This window comes from Thalassolituus sp. (assembly GCF_984348125.1).
This window is the reverse complement of the sequence record NZ_CFHJLR010000016.1, coordinates 1-20,827: the sequence shown is the minus strand read 5'-3', so window position 1 is coordinate 20,827 and position 20,827 is coordinate 1. Positions and strand designations below refer to the sequence as shown.

Below are 20,827 nucleotides of genomic sequence, written 5' to 3'. Positions count from 1 at the left end.
GATGGCTCAGATTTACTGTACAACCACTATAGCCTGCCTTTCTGAGTGGGATAAAGCTTATAACTCCCTTTCGGCGCTAGAAGGAAAACAAGTCGCGGTGCAAACAATTGAAGCTCCTATGACAGCTCTGGTAAACCAATACGGCGGAACGCCCATCGAAGGCGGTATGATGAGAAACGTACTGGCTTACACGGATGAGCGAGTTTCCCCCATGATATCCACCGCGATCGCGTACCTTGTGATGGGCAGTGGCCAATCTGGCAACTCAACCGGCGTACTCCGCAATCCCCTCTCACAATCAACTATGCAGCTGATTGGTCGCGCCGAGCAATTTCCCGATGAACTTGCTCAGCTTCTTCGTGAGGATTTCTTATTAAAATTTAATAACTATGCGGGACGTGTAGATACCGAGATGAATCTGGTTCCTGATGAATTCTGGATCGAAATGCCAGCAGACGAGACAAACAAACTAGAAGATGCAACTCGCTAAGTACGTCTCACGATGCGGAAAAACGGATACTACGACGGCACAATGCTCCGCATTGCTCGTAAGATTCGCTGTCGGTTTAATCCAGAGAAAGCCGAATGTGTTGATCCTGTTGAGTAGATGGGCAACACAGACCACCAAGGGACAGTAATACTAAGAATAATTCCTGATTTTTCTATTGGATCAACTCGTGTAGGTTAATCAAGTTAGCCAACATCAGGAGGATGCATGCCAAAGCCAAGGAAGCAACTGGTATCACTCGAAGCAACACCCTACTACCACTGCGTTTCACGATGTGTAAGAAGAGCATTTCTCTGTGGCAGTGACAACCAAGGCCGTAGCTTTGAACATCGACGAGGCTGGATCGAAAAGCTCATTCTCGATCAGGCACAAATCTACTGCATAGACATTGCCGCATACGCCGTCATGTCGAATCACTTCCACGTAATCCTACACATCAACCAGGCACGAGCACGCTCGCTAACAAACCTCGAAGTCGTACAGCGTTGGCACCAACTGTATGCAGGTACTCTACTCTCACAAAAGTATGAACGTGGAGAAGAACTATCAGAATCGCAGCAAGCCATACTGGACGAACGCATTGAAGAATGGCGAGATCGCCTGATGAGCATCAGCTGGTTTATGCGACGCTTGAACGAGACCGTAGCAAGACTCGCCAACGAAGAGGATCAATGCAGCGGCCACTTCTGGGAAGGAAGGTTTAAGTCCCAAGCACTATTGGATGAAAAGGCTCTTGCTGCATGTATGGCCTATGTCGACTTGAATCCAGTGCGTGCCGCGATGGCCAAAACACCTGAAGCATCTGGATACACATCGGTTAAGAAACGCGTCGAGAAAGCTAAAGAAGCACGCACGCCAAACCATCCCAAACAACAAGCCTATGGCCTCATGCCCTTTGCAGGAAATCCCCGCCAGGACATGCCCGAAGGCATTCAGATGCGGCTAACTGACTACCTCGACCTCGTCGAATCATTCGTCTCATCCATGAGACTCACCCTTCGGGCAGCCTGACGGCTGTGCAAAGTGTTCCATACACTTTGTGGACGGGCCGCCAGATCCGCAACAACAAGCGCGGCTCTATATCTGAGGCTGAACCCACCATCATGGATCGACTCGGCATAGACGCAGAACACTGGCTCTACATCACCCAGAACTTCGAATCAGAATTCAAAGGCATCGTCGGTGCAGTCCACGAAGTGAAGTCTAAAATCACTCAATTCTGGGACGATCAGCGAGAACGAAAGCGAGCGGCAGGCATCGCCGCCTGCAAGTTACGCCTTTCCTGAAGCAACTACCTGCCCCATAGATACCATCAGATTAGTCTGAGGCATTCGCTCGTTATGAATACCGACTTTCGACTCGAAGATACCTAATTCGAAGCCTCTAACGAAGTTTTCGACTAACTCGCCTCAGTCGGCAATTTTGAAGGCAAAGAAATCAGGCTTTCTCTCTAACCATGACTGTCCAAGTAGTAACCATGACTGTCCAAGTAGTTCGTCGGCAATTTTGAAGGCAAAGAAATCAGGCTTTCTCTCTAACCATGACTGTCCAAGTAGTTCGGCACTGTCCAAGTAGTTCGGCAGTAGTTCGGTCCAAGCTAACCATGACTGTCCAAGTAGTTCGTTAAGTAGTTCAATGCTGGTTCATTAGAGTTCGATAGTTTATTTTCGCTTCAGGGGTTATAGGAGTACGTATTTTGTCAAATAGGCTTTTAGACATTGTCGTGGCTATAGTATTTTTTGGCATCGGTGGATATCTGATCGTTTTTCCAATAAATGAGCCGTTCGGAGCTGCTCCTGGTAAGGAAGCATTAGGAATGCTTGCAACATATCTGAACTCATTAGCGCCCGGAGGAGAAGGGTTACTCTATATACTGGCATCAATAATCTTCGCCTACAGGGCGATATTTTCCCAAGGTAAATGAAGCCCTTCTTGAGGGGCTACATGGACGCCCACTCCAAGTAAAATACCAGTAGCAGCTCCAAAACTAGTACCACTATGAATGTCCTATCAGGCTACCAGATTAAGGAAACTAAAGTGGGTGTCCTATTAGAGCTAACGTGGGTGTCCTATTAGTCCCTCTATTAGTCCCTTTATCCTTATTCATACCTCACTAACGCAAGGAATGCACTTTATCCTCCAGCTCCGACCACTTCTGTTTTACATTCTGAAGCCATTGATCAAGCTCAGATTTCCACGAGTGAGCATGCTCTTCTTCAGGCAAAGGTGGGAGGATATGAGCAAAATACGTGTTGTCCAATAACCGGTGAAGAATACGTTCTCCCGGAAAAGGTTTTCCGTTATTAAGTGCTCTGGCACCTTTCAGAAGATGACGGATGTCATACTGCGTCGGGCTGATATCAGCAACACGCTTGGGGATACCCAGCAACTGATAAACGCCAATTCGTGCTGTTCGCACCGAGCTCTCCATCGTAAAAACGACGTCATTGTTCGTCTCTACAAATTGACCAACCAACGCCAGATTACGACAACCATCAGGAACGACGCGTGGACGATCTCCCGCAGCGCGAGGCATGAACTCTGCTGTGATGTATGGCATAAAAGCCGTCCGCACCTTAGTAGACGCCTCAATATCCTGTAACTCATCTTTCAACCCAAGATGATAGCTAAGCTCCTGCAGAATGTCGCGACCGGTACATTCGCTCATCGGTTTACTGACGAAATCACCCGGTACATCAATACGCAGAGCATATACCCAAGCCACTAACACATCTTCCGGTTGGTCACGAAAGTGCGGCTGTCGATTAAGTGTGACGCTCATAACCCAGGCAGAATCGGTAAAGGTGATAATGCCGCCTGTTACAGTACGGCCTGAATATGGGTCATTTACTGAGAGTTCGGCGAATTTCTCTGTCAGAACTGATGGAGAGCAAGTCAGTGTTGCCGAAATCCACGCAGAGCGATCCGTATCACCAACGAACTTATCAGGCTGACCAAATCGCGGCGACCGACGTGCCAGGTTCTGCCACAGCTCCCAGTCGCTTCCTGGCCCAGGCTCATGAACTCCCCGAGCGGAGCGTGCAACCGTATCCATATCACCATAACCCGATCCTTCAGTCATTGATCCGGTCAAAGCAAACACCAGGTCATCATCAGCGACCTCGATACGCTCACCATCTCCATACAACAGGCCGGTAACCGTCAGCTCTTCACCTACCTCACTGAACTCAAGATCACGGATTCGTTCCTGCGTAACAAACTGGACGCCTTTTGCTTTCAGCATAGTTACCAATGGCAGAACAAAGCTCTCGTACTGATTGTATTTAGGGAATACCAGCGCGGACATGTCGTTCAAGCCATCAATTGCATCCAGAAAACGATGCATATAGAGCTTCATCTCCAGCAGGCTATGCCAATTCTGAAAGGCAAACATGGAGCGCCAGAAGAACCAGAAGTTCGTCTCAAGAAAGCTCTCTGAGAAATATTGTTCAATGGTGAGATCATTGAGATCTTCTTTACGTTTCAGAAGAAGCTTCAATAACTCCCATTGGTGCTTCTTGCTCAAACCAAAATCACTGAAATCGCGAATCGTGCCGCACTGATGCATCAAGCGCGCTCGAGAATAATTTGGATCAGCATCGTTCAACAGACGGTATTCGTCTAACACGCTGAAACCTTCTGGTAATTCCAGCGCCGGCACCTCCTGAAACATGTCCCAGAAGTTGTCATAATTCCAATTCATTTCACGACCGCCGCGGATAAGATAACCCTCTTCAGCATTACCCGCACCATCCAGTGAGCCACCTTCTTTAGGCAAGCTCTCATAGACAGTAATATTAGCAGCGGGCATGTGCCCATCGCGGATCAGGTAAAACGCCGCCGCCATACCTGCAATACCACTACCGATAATATGCGCCCGGCGTTTCTCAACACCGGCGGTTGGTAAAGGCCGGAAACGCATGTAAGGACCCGTCATATCCGGAGGGGGAAGAGTATTACTGGCTGAATTGCTCCAATACCCGGAGGTGGCATCTGCCTCGGTGGTAGCGTTGCGGGGGGTTGAACCTGTCATCTTACTCTGCACCTGCAATAGTGATTTCTCATGCAAGATAGCAGACAGGATGGAATACTTTATTGACTTCAGTCAGTCGATTGGCCCACTGAGACACATATGTGTTCCGTGAGAGTTACCTCACTTTCACAGCTACTCGCTCTGATATTGCATACCAAGCAGGATGGAGCACTCTGAACTGCCGGATGCATAAATGCTTGAGCAAAGAAAACCCTCCTCTGCGAAGTAACTCAGCAACTCATCCCCTGCAGCTTCATACTCACTCAAGGTAGCTCCCTGACTCTATGTATCGCCTGTAAATCCAACTGCTCCTGTGACTTCACACTCACTGCTGGAATATTCGGTCTGACCGCCGCTTCGGCAATGGCCTGGGCATCCCTTTGATCGTTTTTATGCATCTGAACAAACGGTTTTACGTGGCTACATGGACACCCACTCTAAGTAAAGTATCAGTAGCAGTTCCAAAACGATACAACTTCAATTCCAACATCATAAATTCTACGAACTGAATAGTTCGTCATTAAGAATCAGCGAGGTTGATGATCTACAGGGCACGAAGAAAGCCAGCATCCGCTGGCCTGGTCACAAATGATAATTGTGTGAAGAGTTATCCAAGCAGCCTACGGCAGTCACCTAACCCTGGAGGTCGTTGGTAGTTCATCGCATCACAGGCACTGCGGAGTCGTTGTTCATTTCCTGCGAACGTCTTAAAGCACTGTTCAAACTCAGATGCCATTGTTAGCCACTGCGAATCATCCACTCCAAGCCTCGTGAGAATATCCTCAGCGTTCTGAGAAATCGCTCCACGCTTATCGTCTCTGAGAACCCGCCCAGTCCAGTCAACCAATTCCAGATAATCCGTCAGACGCATCTGAATCCCCTTCGGCAAATTCTGGCGCGGATTTCCTACAAAAGGATGCAGCTCTTTCACCTGTTGGTTTGAATGATTTGCCTGCGTCGCTCTCTTAGCCTTCTCTGCCCGTTTCTTGATGGACGTATGCTTCGATTGCTCAGGCGTGTCTGCCATTTGAGCGCGCACTGGATTCAGATCAACATAAGCCATGCAAGCCGCCAGGGCGGCATCATCCAACAAAGCTTGAGACTTAAAACGACCTTCCCAGAATCGGCCTGAACACTGGTCTTCCTGATTCGCTTCACGGGCAATCGCTTCGTTCAGAATCCGCATAAACCAGCTGATGTCGCACAAACGCGAGCGCCACTCTTCTATGATCATCTGCAAACGAGCCCGCTGCGCCGAATCGAGAGTATCGCCTCTGAGAAATTTTTGAGAAAAAACATTACCCTTGAACAGAGAATGCCAACGCTCAATCACCTCGATATCCGTCCATTCATCAGCCTGCTTTTTGTCGATATACAGAACGACATGATAGTGGTTACTCATGATCGCATAGGCTGCGATATTGATGGCAAACGTCTGTGGCAGAGCCAGTAACTTTTCTTCGAGCCACCCACGACGGTGTTCATAACACTCGCCCGTCGATTTATCCGTGCCACATAGAAAGGCCCGGCGGACACATCGTGAAACACAGTGGTAGTAAGGAGTGGCATCCAGCGATATCTGCTGCTTTCTTGGCTTTGGCATAGTGTTGATCCTTCAACAAAGATTACCTGAGCGTATCAAAGCCTAAATGTTGATCAATCGGAAGAAAGTACTACGGTGGGTGTCCTATTAGTACTTTTCCTATTAGTACTATCAATCGGAAGAAAGTACTACGGTGGGTGTCCTATTAGTAGAAATCCGTGGAAAACAGGGGGCTGCCTTCCGCTTCGACTACTTCAACTTTATCTGTGAGAAGGTCATTTAACATGACAAACCTCGTTTAGTGATATTTTTATTGTGTGATCCTACCCACGAAAAGTAGACACCGTTTCAGGCACACTTCTCGTGATATTCCTATTCATACTCTGCCGGGCTTTTATAGCCTATCGCAGAGTGCCTTCGAACTCGGTTATAAAACAGTTCGATATATTCGAATACGAGCGAGTACGCTTCCTGCTTTGTCGTTGGTTGGTCTGCATAGACGGATTCAACTTTGAGCCTTGAGAAGAATGTTTCCATGGCGGCGTTGTCCCAGCAGTTTCCCTTTCTGCTCATACTAGGGCGTATGCCTTTGCTGAGCAACCTGTGCTGATATTTTCCTGAACGATATTCTTTTCGCCATCGTGACAGCATGAATGGATGTATGTCGAGAATATTGGCTACCTCCTGAACCTGAATCCCCTCAATCAGGCTTAGCTGAACTGCTTTGACTTTAAACTCGTTCGAATACTGCCAAGTCTTTCTTGGCTGAGTATATTTTGGCATTGGACACCTCGTCAGTTTGAATTTGGTGTCCGTTTTATCGGGGCAAGATCACGACTGTTCAACATGCGCTTATTAGCTCTTTTCATAATGCTTGTCGAACTCCGTTACTATATTCGGATTATAAAACTTCTGGCTACCACCCTCGGGCTTACTCGGGTTATACAGACGGGAATGACAATACTTACTATCACCTTCTAAAGATCTTCTGATTCTATGATAATCATGATTGCTTTTAAAATTGGAATACCTTTTCTTAAGTCGCGTTGTTAAAACTCTAAAATTCCAAGGATATTTCTCAATTATTTGCTCTTCCGCCAACCTAACTGCCGGGGCATTTGGATCACTTGTAACTCTAATCCCAGCACCGTCACTTCCCTTAGCTTTTTGAAATTTAAGATCAATTTTAAGAGCAAAATTGTAGTTTCCAGCTTCATCACCGCCTTCTTCGTATTCTTCTTCTGCTTTTTTTATATAGGACAAAAGTTTCTTTTCATTAGCGTTTAGGGACTGCCCGGAAGCTGAATCAAAATCCCTAAAAAATGATAAAGGCATTAGGTAGAAATTATATCGGGATAACACGTCTCCAAACCACTCTTGCACAAGGTGCAGATAGTTTTGGAGAGAAGCCGTTCCAATCTCTTGTATTTTTAAAGCCAAATTAAGATCGTCATTCATAAAATGAATGCTGTTATCTCTAATTTCCACTAGTGTTTCTAAATTTTCCTTAATAGCTTTATCTATTTTAACTCCATATTCTTCAGCAACAATTCTATACGCTTCATACATACTCACTGACATAGGGTTGCCGGCACGATTGGTTTTCGTATACAGCTTAGTAGATTTGCTTCCATCTTTATTGATTCTACGCTCTTTAACATAAAGAGATTGGACCTGATTTGACGCCAATTGAAGTACTTTTGCCTTAAAAAGTAATTCCCACGAATTTATACATAATACTGAGAAAGTTTCTTCTCGATATTTGAAATCTGGTTTGTTGTAAGTCTCTATCGCAGCAATCATTGCAGAGATAGATTTTTCCAGCATGGCTCTATTTCTTGATTTCATGATTCCTCGTCAGAGCTAACAGCGTAATAGTGTGCCGGCACACTTTGTCGATCTTGACAAAAGTCCCATTCGATCATAACCCATTGATTTTAAAGGGGCATATTCCATCACACTGCTAATCCATTCTGTGAAAGTGTGCCAGCACACTATTTCATTTTTGACAGGCACACTAATTTGTAAACCAAAGTTGTAACTTACTGATTTAATTGAAGTTCAAGCTAGCATTCACCGGCAAAGCGTGCAAAACCAAAACAACTAAATATCACTTACCACTTTTCGAATCTTCACCAGACTCATCATCATCATCCTCGAATATCCTCGACGGATCACCAGTATGCTGAGGCTCATCAAAGTCTGGACCATTCTCAAAGATTTCCTCAGAGCGTTTTTTCAGCTTTTCCTGAATCTCTTTCAATCGCTCATTATTCGACTTATGTTTCTCAGTCATACTACAACCTCTTGTATAGGTAATGAGGTTTCTGTTCATGCACGTCGTCAAACCCCATAGTACCTTTGACGTATTTATATCCGTAGCGGGAGTAATAGTTTACGAGCTCTTGGTTGGATGGGTGCATGATACGCAGTTCGTCTGCACCAATGCGTAGTGCATAAGCTTCTGCTGCGAGCAGGTTTATTTGCATGACCTGCCCACGTAGCGGGCAGTTGTCTGGTGCGCGCTCAACAAAATCTATTCTGAGTCGAGAACCGTTATATGACGGGCGACCAATAGACAGGCCGCATAGAATATCGGACTTCCAGATCGCAAGTTCAAATCGTTTGGGGTAACGAAGGCTGTAAACGTTGTAGCCAGCAGTCCATTCCCAATCAACTTGTCGCTTATCACTCACCTTCCAGGCCTTCGCCCGAGCTAGCGAATGCGAGTCGATACCTTTCAGGCTGATCACATCTTTATATTTTGATGGTAGTGACGCTTCAGCTAATTTGCGAGCCTCTAGTCGAAGTTGCTCGTATCTTCGCTCTGCATCTAAGTGCGTTGCTTGCATTAGATATCCTTATCGTAAAACTGGGCATTTGCGTAACGGTACTACCCTACCATCAGGCGATCAAGTATGAGTACACAAACACTGATTATGCCCCTCCCATCGCGAATAGCCTCCGGCTGATTTACTCCTGCAAATCCCCGCCCTTACCCAAATCTCAGGCACAAAAAAACCGGCCAAGTGGCCGGTTCTTTTTGTAACGCTGGAGGGCGTAGCGAGCGCCGCTAAGACAAGGCGAAAGTAGCAGAGGAAGCGCAGTGTACACGTAGTACATGAGCATTCCGAAGCTACTTTCAACGCCGTATTAGCAAGCGCAGTAGCCCGTCAGATTACATTTTTTCCCACACAGTCGCGATACCCTGACCGAGACCGATACACATAGTGCTCACACCGTACTTACCGTTGTTCTGTTCCAGAACGTTGATCAGCGTGGTTGAGATACGTGCACCAGAGCAGCCCAGTGGGTGACCCAGGGCGATTGCGCCGCCGTGGATGTTGATACGCTCTTCTGCGATGTCTTTCAGCTTCAGGTCTTTAACACATGGCAGTGACTGTGCTGCGAACGCTTCGTTCAGTTCCCAGTAGTCAATGTCAGTCACGTCCAGACCAGCGCGCTTCAGTGCTTTCTTAGTCGCTGGTACTGGGCCGTAACCCATGATTGCAGCGTCAACACCAGCAACGGCCATACCCACGATACGTGCACGTGGCTTGAGGCCCAGTTCCTGAGCTTTTTCGTAGCTCATCAGCAGCATAGCTGCAGCGCCGTCGGTGATCTGTGAAGAGGTACCTGCAGTTACGGTACCGCCTTTAGGATCGAACGCTGGGCGCAGGCCAGACAGGCTTTCTGCAGTAGTTTCTGGACGGATAGTTTCGTCCTGAGTAACCAGTACTTCTTTGCCGTCTTTGTCGTGACCGTACATAGGTACGATTTCGTTCTCGAACTTACCTTCCTGAGTCGCTTTGTGCGCCAGGCGGTGTGAGCGAGCTGCGAATTCGTCCTGCTGTTCACGGGTAATGCCGTGCATTTTACCCAGCATTTCTGCAGTCAGACCCATCATGTTGGATGCTTTTGCAGAGTACTTAGACGCTTCTGGGTTGTGGTCGAAACCGTGCTGCATGTCGACGTGACCCATGTGCTCCACACCACCAACAACGAATACGTCGCCGTTGCCAGTCTGGATAGCCTGCGCCGCAGTGTGGATCGCAGACATTGCAGAACCACACAGACGGTTAACAGTCAGTGCGCCTGCTTCTTTAGGCACTACAGTCATCAGACCGATCTGACGAGCAACGTTGAAGCCTTGCTCTTTGGTCTGGTTAACACAGCCCCAGATGATGTCTTCGACCAGCGCTGGGTTAACGTCTGGGTTACGCTCAAACAGAGCGTTGATCAGGTTAGCAGAGATGGTTTCTGCACGTACGTTGCGGAATACGCCACCTTTGGAACGACCCATTGGTGAGCGCACTGCATCTACTACAACTACGTCTTTTGGATTGTAAGACATGGTTTAAATTCTCCTGGTGCGCTGATTAACCGAAGTAGCTTTCGCCGTTCGCTGCCATTTCACGCATGCGATCGGTTGCTTTGTACAGATTGCCGAGGTGAGCGTACTTGTCGCACAGTGCAACGAAGTCAGCCATGCCAACGGAATCCATGTAACGGCATGCACCACCACGGAATGGAGGGAAGCCGATACCGAAGATCAGGCCCATATCTGCTTCAGAAGCAGTGTCTACGATGCCTTCTTCAATACAACGTGCTACTTCGATACACATTGGAATCATGCAGCGTGCGATGATTTCTTCTGCGTCGAATTCTTTTGCGTCGGCAACAACTGGCTTGATCAGCTCGTAAGTTGTTTCATCAACAACTTTCTTCGGCTTGCCACGCTTGTCGGTTTCGTAAACGTAGAAACCTTTGCCGTTCTTCTGGCCGTAACGTTCGTTTTCGAACATCACGTCCATGGCTGACTTGAAGTCTGCCTTCATGCGATCTGGGAAGCCTTCAGCCATCACTTCGTTGGCGTGAACGCCAGTGTCGATACCAACAACGTCAAGCAGGTATGCAGGACCCATTGGGAAACCGAACTTCTCCATCACTTTGTCGATCTTGGTGAAGTCGCCACCGTCACGTACCAGGCCAGCGAAACCAGCGAAGTAAGGGAACAGTACACGGTTAACCAGGAAGCCTGGGCAGTCGTTTACAACGATTGGGGTTTTACCCATTTTCTTCGCGTAAGCAACAACAGTAGCAACCGCTTCTTCTGAAGTTTTAGAACCACGGATAACTTCAACCAGAGGCATCATGTGCACTGGGTTGAAGAAGTGCATACCCAGGAAGTTCTCAGGACGCTTCAGGTCTGCCGCCAGCAGGTCGATGCTGATGGTAGAGGTGTTAGAGGTGATGATGGTGTCTTCAGTTACCTGATCTTCCAGGTCTGCCAGTACAGCCTTCTTCACTTTCGGGTTTTCAACAACAGCTTCTACAACTGTGTCTACGTCACCGAAATCGCCATAGCTCAGAGTAGGACGAATGCGGTTCAGCGCTTCACCCATTGCAGCCGGCTTCATTTTCTTCTTCTCAACGCGCTTGGCCAGCAGCTTGTTGGCTTCGTTCAAGCCCAGCTCGATACCTGCTTCGTTGATGTCTTTCATCATGATCGGGGTGCCTTTCAGTGCAGACTGATAAGCGATACCGCCACCCATGATACCTGCGCCAAGTACCGCAGCCTTGTTAGTAGGCTTGGCTTTCTTGTCGTACTCTTTTGCTTTTTTCTTCAGCAGCTGGTCGTTCATGAACAGACCGATCAGAGCGTTGCTCTCTGACGTTTTAGCCAGCTGTGCGAAACCTTTTGCTTCTGCTTCCAGCGCTTTGTCGCGTGGCGAGTTAGCGGCTTTCTGCATGGTTTTAATCGCAACGATTGGCGCTGGGTACTGACCTTTGGTCTGACCAGCAACGAAACCTTTAGCAGTTTCGAATACCATCATGCCTTCCATCGCGTTGAGCTTCAGCTTAGCTTTCTTCTCTTCGCGACGAGCCTGCCAGTTGATTTCACCAGCGATGGCTGATTTCAGCATTGCTACTGCTTGCTCTTGCAGCTTGTCAGCTGCAACGACTGCATCAACAGCACCGTCTTTCAGTGCTTTGTCCGGACGGTTTTCAGCGCCCATGCAGATCCATTCGATTGCGTTGTCTGCACCGATAACGCGTGGCAGACGAACGGTACCACCGAAACCAGGCATCAGGCCCAGTTTAACTTCAGGCAGACCGACCTTGGCTTTGTCAGACATGATGCGCAGGTCTGAAGCAAGGCACATTTCAAAACCACCACCCAGTGCGATACCGTTGATCGCTGTCAGAGTTGGTACTTCAAGATCTTCGAATGCGTTGAAAATCTGGTTGGCTTCGAGGGTCCAGGCAGCGATTTCTTCTTCGCTACGCTTGAACGTTTCGCCAAATTCGGTGATATCCGCACCTACGATAAATACGTCTTTGCCAGAAGTAACAAGAACACCTTTAACGTCACTGTTGCCCTGGATTGCTTTAACAGCAGCGTCCAGATCTTCAATAGTTACGCGGTTGAACTTGTTAACTGATTCGCCCTGCAGATCGAATTTCAGTTCGGCGATTCCGCCGTCGATCAGGGTTACCGTGATGGCTTTACCTTCGTAAATCATCAACTGATCTCCACATGGTGGTTAGCTGTTGGCAGTCAGATACCCGTTTGGATACCGCGCCGGTTGGTGAAACAAGGCTCAATTGCTTAAAAAGCAAACAATTCATACGAGCGTTTGAATCTGAGAGGCACACCTTCCCAGAGAGGCGCATGAAAGTCAATAGATCACGCCAGATTCAGAATCAGGGCATGTCGGGATATTGACGTTCATAGACCTTTAGCACCGCTGCCGATCAGGCCAGAATTGTTACCCTTTGTAAGCGTCTATGGGCTGGATTGTAAGTTAAGAATAAACTGACGGGATTGCTTGTTAGAAAGTCACCAGAGATACATTATGAACAAGACCCGCGTTACCCTTTTTGTTGTCAGCCTTATTTTCAGCCTTCGTGCTCTTGCCTCAGACCCTGCAGACATCCACGCGCTGAAGGTTCAGGTAACCAATGCCATGGCCAGCTTTTATATGTATCAGGGCCTGGATGCGGATCTGAAGTATGCCAACCGGATCGATGAGTCCATGGCCTCAGCGCATGCAGCCGCCAGTCGTATTATCAGCGGCACAGAAGAAGAGATTTCAGCCGATACCGCAAGCCAGCTGGTGAAGCGCTGGGACTATTTCAACAGCCTGATGGCTGCTAACCGCAAAGATATTGTGACCCGCGGCTACCCGGATATGCGTCTGGTGAACGACATGGGCGACGCTTGCCTGGCATTAATCACTGCGGCGGATCAGCTAGACAAGACCGGCGACGTCAGTGAGGTTACCCGCCTTGCCCGCGCCCTGGCCTTCCGTATGTCTGACATAACGTCTCAGTACACAGGTCGGGGAACGAGTTATCTGGGGCAGGTATTCGTCGGGTATCAGGAGCAGAGCCCGAAAGAGATGGCTGCGGAATTTGAGCAGCTTCTGGACAAGCTGGATGCAGTTATTCCTGAGGAAGACGAGCTACGCGTCAGTGCCATCCGTCACAAGTGGGAATTTTTGAGTCGTTCTATTTCGAACTACAACGAAAACTCGGTGCCGTTTCTGGTGGTTAACTACAACGACAGTATCGTTGAAGCGCTCCACCAGCTGGCTGCTTCTTACGAGTGAACGACTGAGTTCAGTATTTCGGTAAGAAACGCTTCATAGGCGGCTGCATTGGCCGTCTTGTTTTCTGCCGGCATCATAGTCACCCGGTTGCTGTATACCTCAAGCAACAGCAAATCATCCGGCAGTTCTTTCACAAGGCGTGTCAGTAATTGAGCGTCCTGTTCGCTGCCCTGATCATGCCAGGCAAGCCCTTCTGGCAATCCATCGCTATCCCAACCTTGCTGACCAACGACGCGCCACAAAAGCTCACCGCTATCGCGCTTTTTCGGTTTCGGGTCCATGAGGGTGTAGTTCGTTCCTGTAAAGGCGTCACGAATCCCGGTTTTCGCCGAGTCAGGTTTAAAGGTGTACTGGCGCACATGAAGCTTGCGCTTTATCGCATCCAGACGCAGATCTGCCAAACGCTTATCACGCGGGCTCGGTTTTAACCAATAAATAGAGCCAAATACGACCAGCCCTACCAGTATTGCTATTGGCCAGATCATTCGGTCATCTCCTCAAGTTCGAGCCAGCGCATTTCAAGCGCCTCCAGTTGCTCTTCGATCTCAGCGAGTTTTGCCAGTGTTGCCTGCACGTGATCCTGATCACCGCTGTAGAAATCTACCGCTTCGGTCACGGCAACAATGTTATCCCGCTCAGCTTCCGCCGTGGCAATCTGCTCGGGCAGCATATCCAGTTCACGCTGAAGCTTGTACGACAGCTTTTTCTTTTCCGCTTTTTCAGCAGGTCTCTTGTCAGACTGCGCTTCCGACTTAGTTTCGGGCTGTGCTTCTGGCTTTTTATCAGCGGATTTCTGCCCCGGTGCTTCGGCTTTCTGTACTTTTTTATGACCACCGGTACGTTCATGCCAGTCGCTGTAGCCACCGACATGTTCATCAATATGGCCACTGCCATCAAAAACCCAAAGCTGAGTAACAACGTTATCGATAAAGGCACGGTCGTGCGATACGAGTAATAACGTGCCGTCGAAATCGATCAGACGCTCTTCAAGTAGCTCCAGAGTTTCGATATCCAGGTCGTTGGTCGGCTCATCCATCACTAGCAGATTGCAGGGTTTCAGGAAGAGCTTGGCCAGCATCACGCGATTACGCTCACCACCGGATAACGCTTTAACCGGCGTACGCGCCCGCTCTGGTGGAAACAGGAAGTCGCCCAGATAACCAATCACATGCCGGCTCTGACCGTTTACGACTACGTGGTCTTTGCCATCTGCGACGTTGTCGGCAATGGATTTATCTTCTTCCAGCACATCACGCGACTGATCGAAATACGCAACTTCGAGCTTGGTGCCCGTGCGGAGATTGCCTGACTGAGGCTGCAGCTTTCCGAGTAACAGCTTTAATAAAGTACTCTTACCCACCCCGTTCGGGCCGACTAAGCCGATACGGTCACCGCGCATGACTAAGGTCGAGAAATCTTTGACCTGGCTGACGTCTTTCCAGGCGTAGCTGACGTCGGTCAGTTCGAACACCTGCTTACCTGAGTTCTCAGAGCCGGTCATGCTGAGGTTGGCTGTACCAACGCGGTCACGACGCGCCGAGTGCTGCTTGCGCATTTCTTTCAGGCGCTCAACGCGGCCTTCGTTACGCGTACGACGAGCTTTAATGCCCTGGCGAATCCACTTTTCTTCTTCGGCGAGGCGCTTATCAAATAAGGCGTTCTGGGTGGCTTCATCTTCCAGACGCTTTTCACGAAACTCTAAGAAGCCGCGGTAATCACCCACCCAGTTATAAAGGTTACCCCGGTCCAGATCGACGATACGTGTAGCCAACGCCTGAACAAATGCCCGGTCGTGACTGATAAATACCAAAGCGCCGTTAAACTGCTTGAGCTGTTCTTCCAGCCACTCGATGGTTTCAACATCCATGTGGTTGGTTGGCTCATCGAGGATCAGTAATTCAGGATCAGTCACCAGTGCCCGCGCCAGCATGACACGACGCTGCCAGCCGCCAGATAACTCATTGAAGCGGCTTTCTGCAGGAAGATTCAGGCGCTGAATCATGGCATCTACACGCTGTTGGATACGCCACCCATCAGCGGCTTCGATTTTTGTCTGAAGTGTCTCCAGCTTTTTCAGGTCAGCGTCGGCACCACGAGCCGTTTCTTCGTGATATCGCGCCAGTACCGCTCCAAGGTCACCAATGCCATCGGCGACAACATCGTAGACTGACTCGTCGACACTTTTAGGAAGCTCTTGCTGCAAAGCGGCAACACGCAGCGTATCCCGATACTGAACCACCCCATCGTCCGGGATAATTTCACGGTTGATGATTTTAAGCAGCGTCGACTTGCCTTCACCATTACGACCGACGACACACAGGCGTTCACCGCTCTGTACATCGAGATCGACTTTATCCAGCAGAACATGGTCACCAAATGCCAGCTCAACCTGCTGTAGTCTGACTAATACCATTAATAGAGCCTTGTAAATATGTTGTGGCATGCTCACCATGCCCAATTAGCTGGCGCGCATAGTATCAGCGAGCGAGCGTGCCTGCGAACGTAACGATGAGGCCTGAGTGGAATCTTCAAATATGATTGTCCTGCATCTGCAACAATCTGTAACGTTAAATGTTATGGTCGGCCATTGTTTTAAACATATCCCGCAGGTACAAAAACGGCCACCGTCGTGTCCCGTTTCAAAAACATGGCGGCTAAGATAGAGGGAATGCCGTATTGGCGCCCCCGGATTTCAGGAAAGTATTATGAGTTACGCACTGAAGCTGAGCTTCTCACACAAAGTCGCACTGGCGATCCTGTTCATTCTTGTTCTGTGGGTGGCAACCGGCCCTGCACATACTGAAGATGTCACAGAGCGGCCGCTCTCTCAGGAAGAGCTCAACCTGATGGTGGCTTATAAAGTACTCAAACCTGAAACCAAAGAACGCTCGGTAAAAGTCTCTGCGCATGTCGCAGCTAACCGCGCGGTGGATATTGTGGCTGAGGTCAGCGGAAAAGTGACCGGCCTGCCAGCAACAAAAGGCACGCAGGTAAATGAAGGCCAGTTATTGCTTGAGATCGATCAGCGCAACCTGCCCGCTCGCCTGAAACAGGCAGAAGCACAACTCAAGCGTCGTAAACTCGAAACGCAAAGCACACGTAACCTGTTTGATCGTGACCTGACGAACCAGTCTGCGGTAGTGATCGCAGAGTCCGAACTGGCAGAAGCGGAAGCAGCGCTGACCGACATTAAACTGGATCTCGATGCCACGCGCGTAAAAGCCCCTTTTGACGGTATCTATGACCAACGCTACGTCGAAGAAGGTGAGTACGTATCACCAGGTACTGCGCTGGTGCGCGTCATTGATAACCGCACCATGCTGATTAAAGGTGCTCTGTCTGAAAAGTCGATTAATGACGTGAGTGTTGGCTCTGAAGCCTACGCAGAATTACCAACCGGCAAGCGTGTAAAAGGCACTATCCGCTTTATTGCTGCGTCCGCCTCTGCAGACACCCGCACATACGCCGTAGAGATGGAAGTCACAGGTGACCGTGCGGGCCTCTATGATGGCCAGACCGCAACATTAATAATTCCTCAAGGTAAACAGGATGCCTACGAGATCTCGCCTGCCCTGCTGATTATCGCCGAAGACGGTGGCCTCGGGGTTAAGTTACTTGATGAAGATAACCGGGTGGTCATTGTCAGCGTCGATATCCTCGAAGCCGGTACCGACGGTATCTGGATTTACGGCCCCGAGGGCGACATTCGTCTTATTACGGTGGGTCAGGGCTTCGTCGACATCGGCCAGAAAGTCGAAGCCAAAGAACAGGAATCTTCGCGCTCTAAGAAAAACGAAGACACCGATAGCACTCAGCGGGATGACGACGCAGGCGATAATCAGCAGAAGGCCGCTGAAATATGAGAAGTCTGATCGAAGCCGCTATCAACCGGCACCGCACTGTCATTATGCTGTTTGTGCTGATGCTGATCACCGGCACAGCCACGCTTATTACGATTCCGAAAGAAAGCTCGCCTGACGTAACTATCCCTAACGTCTACGTGTCGGTCATTCATAATGGTATTTCTCCTGAAGATGCCGATACTTTGCTTTATGAACCCCTGGAAACTCAACTGCAGGGTCTTGAGGGCCTGAAAGAAATGGTGTCTACCGCGACCTTCGGGCACCTGTCTATTCAGTTAGAGTTTTACAGCAACGTCGATATCGACAATGCACTCGAAGACGTACGCAACAAAGTCAATGATGCCGTTGGTGAGCTGCCTGCCGACAGTGAAGAACCTATTGTCCGTGAGATCAACGTTGCGCTTTTTCCGGTGATGGTGGTTACCGTTGCAGGAGATGTCGACGAACACGTTCTCTATCTGGCTGCGGACGAACTGAAAAAACGCATTGAGTCATTACCGGGCGTACTGGAAGTCGATATTAAAGGTAAGCGCGAACAGGTCGCTGAGTTGATTATCGACCCTGCAAAAATGGACAACTATGGTCTGTCTCTTACCGAAGTCGGTAACCTGCTACGTAACAACAGCCTGCTAGTTGCCACTGAAGACATTAATAATGAACAAGGGCGCTTCAGTGTAAAAATTCCGGGCAGGATTAACGATATTGAAGGGCTGCTGAGGCTACCGGTTAAATCGGTCGGTGACGAAGTGGTTCTGTTTCAGGACGTGGCCGTAGGTCGTCTTTCTTTTAAAGACCCTTCTACCGGTGCACGTGTTAACGGCCACCAGGCCGTTACCCTGGAAATTAAAAAGCGTATCGGCGCCAATATTATTGAGACGCTGGATGAAGTCCGGGTCATTACAGATGCTGCCAAAGATATGCTTCCTGAGGGAATAAAACTCGGCATCATTCAGGATGAGTCGAAACAAATCCGTACCATGTTGAACGATCTGTTCAACAGTGTTCTGGTGGCTACGCTTCTTGTATTCCTGCTGATTCTCGGCAGCCTTGGTGTGCGCTCTTCCATACTCGTCGGCCTCGCCATTCCCGGTGCCTTCCTGATGGGGATTATGGCCATCAACGCGATGGGCGATACGCTTAACATGGTTGTTCTGTTCGCGCTGATTCTCTCTGTGGGTATGCTGGTCGACAGCGCCATTGTAGTTGTCGAATACGCCGACCGACGACTGGCTGAAGGCATGCGGGCGCGCGATGCCTATAACGAAGGCGCCCGCCGGATGGCGTGGCCGATTATTGCCTCAACGGCGACGACCTTAGCGGTCTTCCTTCCCCTGCTCTTCTGGCCGGGTGTTATGGGTGGGTTTATGAAATACCTGCCGCTGACACTGCTTTTTACGCTCACCGGCTCGCTGGTCATGGCACTGATTGTGATTCCTGCGGTAGGCAAGGTGCTCGGACGTGCTGGGCATCATGATCAGGAAGCACTGGATGTGATTGTCGCTGCCGAAAACGGTGACTTCGAGAAAATGAGCGGGTTCTCGGCCCGCTATGTAAAAGTGCTTCGCAAAGCACTGGAAAATCCCGGGAAGACCTGTCTCATTGTTCTATCGTTTGTTACCGCTTCCTTCGGAATTTATGGCATTGGTGGACACGGCACCGAGTTTTTCCCTGAAGTGGATGTTGATGTCGCCATGGTGGATGTTCGTGCCCGTGGCAATCTCTCATTCGCCGAGCGCGAAGCGCTGGTCAGAGAAGTCGAATATGAAATCTTCGACATGAAAGAAATCGACGCCATTTATACCTCTGTATTTGTGACCGCACCGCGTGGTGGCATGGAGTCATCTCCGCCAGACCTGGTTGGCCGCATTCAGCTGGAATTAGTCGACTGGCAGTCACGCCGTACTGCTGACGATATTCTTGCAGAAATTGAAGAGCGCACAGCGCACTTGCCCGGTATTATCATCGAGACCCGCAAAAAAGAAGGCGGCCCAGCCGGCGGCCCACCGATTCAGCTGCAACTCAGCAGCCGCAGTGAAAGCAATATTATTCCGATGATGGAAAAGATATTGCCCATTCTCAAGGAAGACCCTGAGCTGAAAGACGTGCGCGACGACCGTCCTCTTGATGGCGTCGAATGGCGTCTGGATATTGATCGTGAAGAAGCCGTACGCTTTGGTGCGAGTGTTGCGGAAATCGGTTCACTGATCCGGATGATTACCGGCGGCCAGGTCATTACTCAGTTCCAGCCTGACTACGCCGACGAAGAACTCGATATTCTTCTGAGGTACCCAGAGCAGAAACGCACGATCGACCTGTTCACCGATATTAATATCAAGACAGCAAAAGGCCTGGTACCTCTCAGCCAGTTTGTTACCCGCGTACCGATTAATAAAACGGGCGATATTGTGCGCGTCGACGGCAAACGTCGCTACCTGATCACGGCGAACGTCGCCGAAGGCGTCAACTCAAACGAAAAAATCGCTGAGCTTGGTGAAAAACTGAAAGAATTCGACTGGCTGGAAGCTGAAGTTGAACCGAAATTCCGCGGTGACTTTGAGCAACAAATGGAAACCGGCATATTCCTGATGAGCGCCTTCTCTATTGCTATCTTCCTGATGGTGACCTTGCTCGTGACCCAGTTTAATAGCTTCTATCAGGCAGGCCTGATTATGAGCGCGATTATTCTGTCGGTTGCAGGCGTACTCATGGGACTGTTGATCCGTGGTGAGCCATTCGGAATTGTAATGAGCGGAGTGGGTGTGATTTCGCTGGCGGGCATCGTGGTGAATAACAATATCGTATTGATTGATACCTACAACCAGATCCGTATGACCGGCGTTAGCGCCTTTGACGCAGCTATGCGCACGGGGGCCATACGTCTGCGCCCTGTGCTTCTGACGGCTGTTACAACGGTTGTCGGCCTGATTCCTATGGTGATGCAGTGGAACATCGACCTGATCCACAGAGAAGTCAGTATGGGCGCTCCTTCGTCGCAATGGTGGACCCAGTTATCGACCGCGATTGCAGGCGGACTGACCTTCGCCACCGTACTGACATTGATCTTTACCCCGGCATTGCTGGTTTGGCGCGACCGCAATAAGGACCGCGACCACGAACATAATGCAAGTCACTGAAAAAAGTAGAAAAAATTGCATATAGCGTTTGACATCCGCCCTGACGCGAGTAGAATGCGACCTCGCTTCAGGGCATGGGTGATTAGCTCAGCTGGGAGAGCATCTGCCTTACAAGCAGAGGGTCGGCGGT

The 20,827-nt window shown here is 49.4% G+C and carries 14 protein-coding genes and 4 pseudogenes; 6 read left to right on the top strand and 12 right to left on the bottom strand.

All coding sequences use genetic code 11. The features are described from left to right. Position 1 precedes the first annotated feature (1 nt). The 3 genes and pseudogenes from AC5E51_RS11965 (at position 2) to AC5E51_RS11955 (ending at position 2,432) form a co-directional block, all read left to right on the top strand. Positions 2-490, top strand: a complete 489-nt coding sequence (locus AC5E51_RS11965; RefSeq protein WP_068434706.1) for a putative solute-binding protein — start codon at positions 2-4, stop codon at positions 488-490. Between the two features lie 225 nt (positions 491-715). Beyond that, positions 716-1,794 (top strand): annotated as a pseudogene (locus AC5E51_RS11960) (transposase). A 410-nt stretch (positions 1,795-2,204) separates the two neighbouring features. Then, positions 2,205-2,432, top strand: a complete 228-nt coding sequence (locus AC5E51_RS11955; RefSeq protein WP_491778638.1) for a hypothetical protein — start codon at positions 2,205-2,207, stop codon at positions 2,430-2,432. Positions 2,433-2,621: 189 nt separating this feature from the next. On the opposite strand, the gene AC5E51_RS11950 is transcribed toward AC5E51_RS11955, so the two are convergent. The 10 genes and pseudogenes from AC5E51_RS11950 to fadB form a co-directional block, all read right to left on the bottom strand. After that, the gene (locus AC5E51_RS11950) at positions 2,622-4,541 is read right to left on the bottom strand and encodes an oleate hydratase (protein ID WP_491778637.1); all 1,920 of its coding nucleotides are present in this window, start codon (positions 4,539-4,541) and stop codon (positions 2,622-2,624) included. Positions 4,542-4,816: 275 nt separating this feature from the next. Beyond that, positions 4,817-4,969, bottom strand: a pseudogene (locus AC5E51_RS11945) (IS110 family transposase); the annotation flags it as partial. A 179-nt stretch (positions 4,970-5,148) separates the two neighbouring features. Then, positions 5,149-6,144, bottom strand: coding sequence for a transposase (locus AC5E51_RS11940; protein ID WP_491778636.1), 996 nt, complete (start codon positions 6,142-6,144; stop codon positions 5,149-5,151). Positions 6,145-6,456: 312 nt separating this feature from the next. Further along, positions 6,457-6,660 (bottom strand): annotated as a pseudogene (locus AC5E51_RS11935) (integrase core domain-containing protein); the annotation flags it as partial. A 39-nt stretch (positions 6,661-6,699) separates the two neighbouring features. Then, positions 6,700-6,867: pseudogene (locus AC5E51_RS11930) on the bottom strand (transposase); the annotation flags it as partial. Between the two features lie 72 nt (positions 6,868-6,939). Continuing rightward, a complete protein-coding gene (locus AC5E51_RS11925; RefSeq protein ID WP_491778635.1) occupies positions 6,940-7,932 on the bottom strand; it encodes a DUF3644 domain-containing protein in 993 nt (330 codons plus the stop codon). Positions 7,933-8,194: 262 nt separating this feature from the next. Then, positions 8,195-8,380: a hypothetical protein gene (locus tag AC5E51_RS11920; protein ID WP_491778634.1), complete on the bottom strand. Its 186-nt coding sequence runs from the start codon at positions 8,378-8,380 to the stop codon at positions 8,195-8,197. Between the two features lies 1 nt (position 8,381). Further along, a complete protein-coding gene (locus tag AC5E51_RS11915) occupies positions 8,382-8,936 on the bottom strand; it encodes a hypothetical protein (RefSeq protein ID WP_491778633.1) in 555 nt (184 codons plus the stop codon). A gap of 326 nt (positions 8,937-9,262) precedes the next feature. Beyond that, the gene (gene fadA / locus AC5E51_RS11910; RefSeq protein ID WP_491778632.1) at positions 9,263-10,438 is read right to left on the bottom strand and encodes an acetyl-CoA C-acyltransferase FadA; all 1,176 of its coding nucleotides are present in this window, start codon (positions 10,436-10,438) and stop codon (positions 9,263-9,265) included. Positions 10,439-10,463: 25 nt separating this feature from the next. Next, a complete protein-coding gene (gene fadB / locus AC5E51_RS11905) occupies positions 10,464-12,611 on the bottom strand; it encodes a fatty acid oxidation complex subunit alpha FadB (protein ID WP_491778631.1) in 2,148 nt (715 codons plus the stop codon). Positions 12,612-12,944: 333 nt separating this feature from the next. On the opposite strand from fadB, the gene AC5E51_RS11900 reads away from it, so the two are divergent. Continuing rightward, positions 12,945-13,700 carry a hypothetical protein gene (locus tag AC5E51_RS11900; RefSeq protein ID WP_297530547.1) on the top strand — a complete coding sequence of 252 codons (756 nt, stop codon included), beginning with the start codon at positions 12,945-12,947 and terminating at the stop codon, positions 13,698-13,700. Here the strand turns inward: AC5E51_RS11900 and AC5E51_RS11895 are convergent. Beyond that, positions 13,691-14,185 (bottom strand): hypothetical protein, encoded by a 495-nt coding sequence (locus tag AC5E51_RS11895; RefSeq protein WP_301387883.1) that lies wholly within the window; start codon positions 14,183-14,185, stop codon positions 13,691-13,693. The two genes, AC5E51_RS11900 and AC5E51_RS11895, sit on opposite strands and share 10 nt — an antisense overlap. After that, entirely contained in the window at positions 14,182-16,113 is a 1,932-nt protein-coding gene (locus AC5E51_RS11890) for an ATP-binding cassette domain-containing protein (protein ID WP_491778651.1), read from the bottom strand. Before AC5E51_RS11890 ends, AC5E51_RS11895 begins: the two co-directional genes overlap by 4 nt. 292 nt (positions 16,114-16,405) lie before the next feature. On the opposite strand from AC5E51_RS11890, the gene AC5E51_RS11885 reads away from it, so the two are divergent. Both AC5E51_RS11885 and AC5E51_RS11880 read left to right on the top strand, forming a co-directional pair. Beyond that, complete coding sequence (locus AC5E51_RS11885; protein WP_301387884.1) at positions 16,406-17,563, top strand: efflux RND transporter periplasmic adaptor subunit; 1,158 nt, start codon at positions 16,406-16,408, stop codon at positions 17,561-17,563. After that, positions 17,560-20,697 carry an efflux RND transporter permease subunit gene (locus tag AC5E51_RS11880; RefSeq protein WP_491778630.1) on the top strand — a complete coding sequence of 1,046 codons (3,138 nt, stop codon included), beginning with the start codon at positions 17,560-17,562 and terminating at the stop codon, positions 20,695-20,697. Before AC5E51_RS11885 ends, AC5E51_RS11880 begins: the two co-directional genes overlap by 4 nt. The last annotated feature ends 130 nt before the right edge of the window (positions 20,698-20,827 follow it).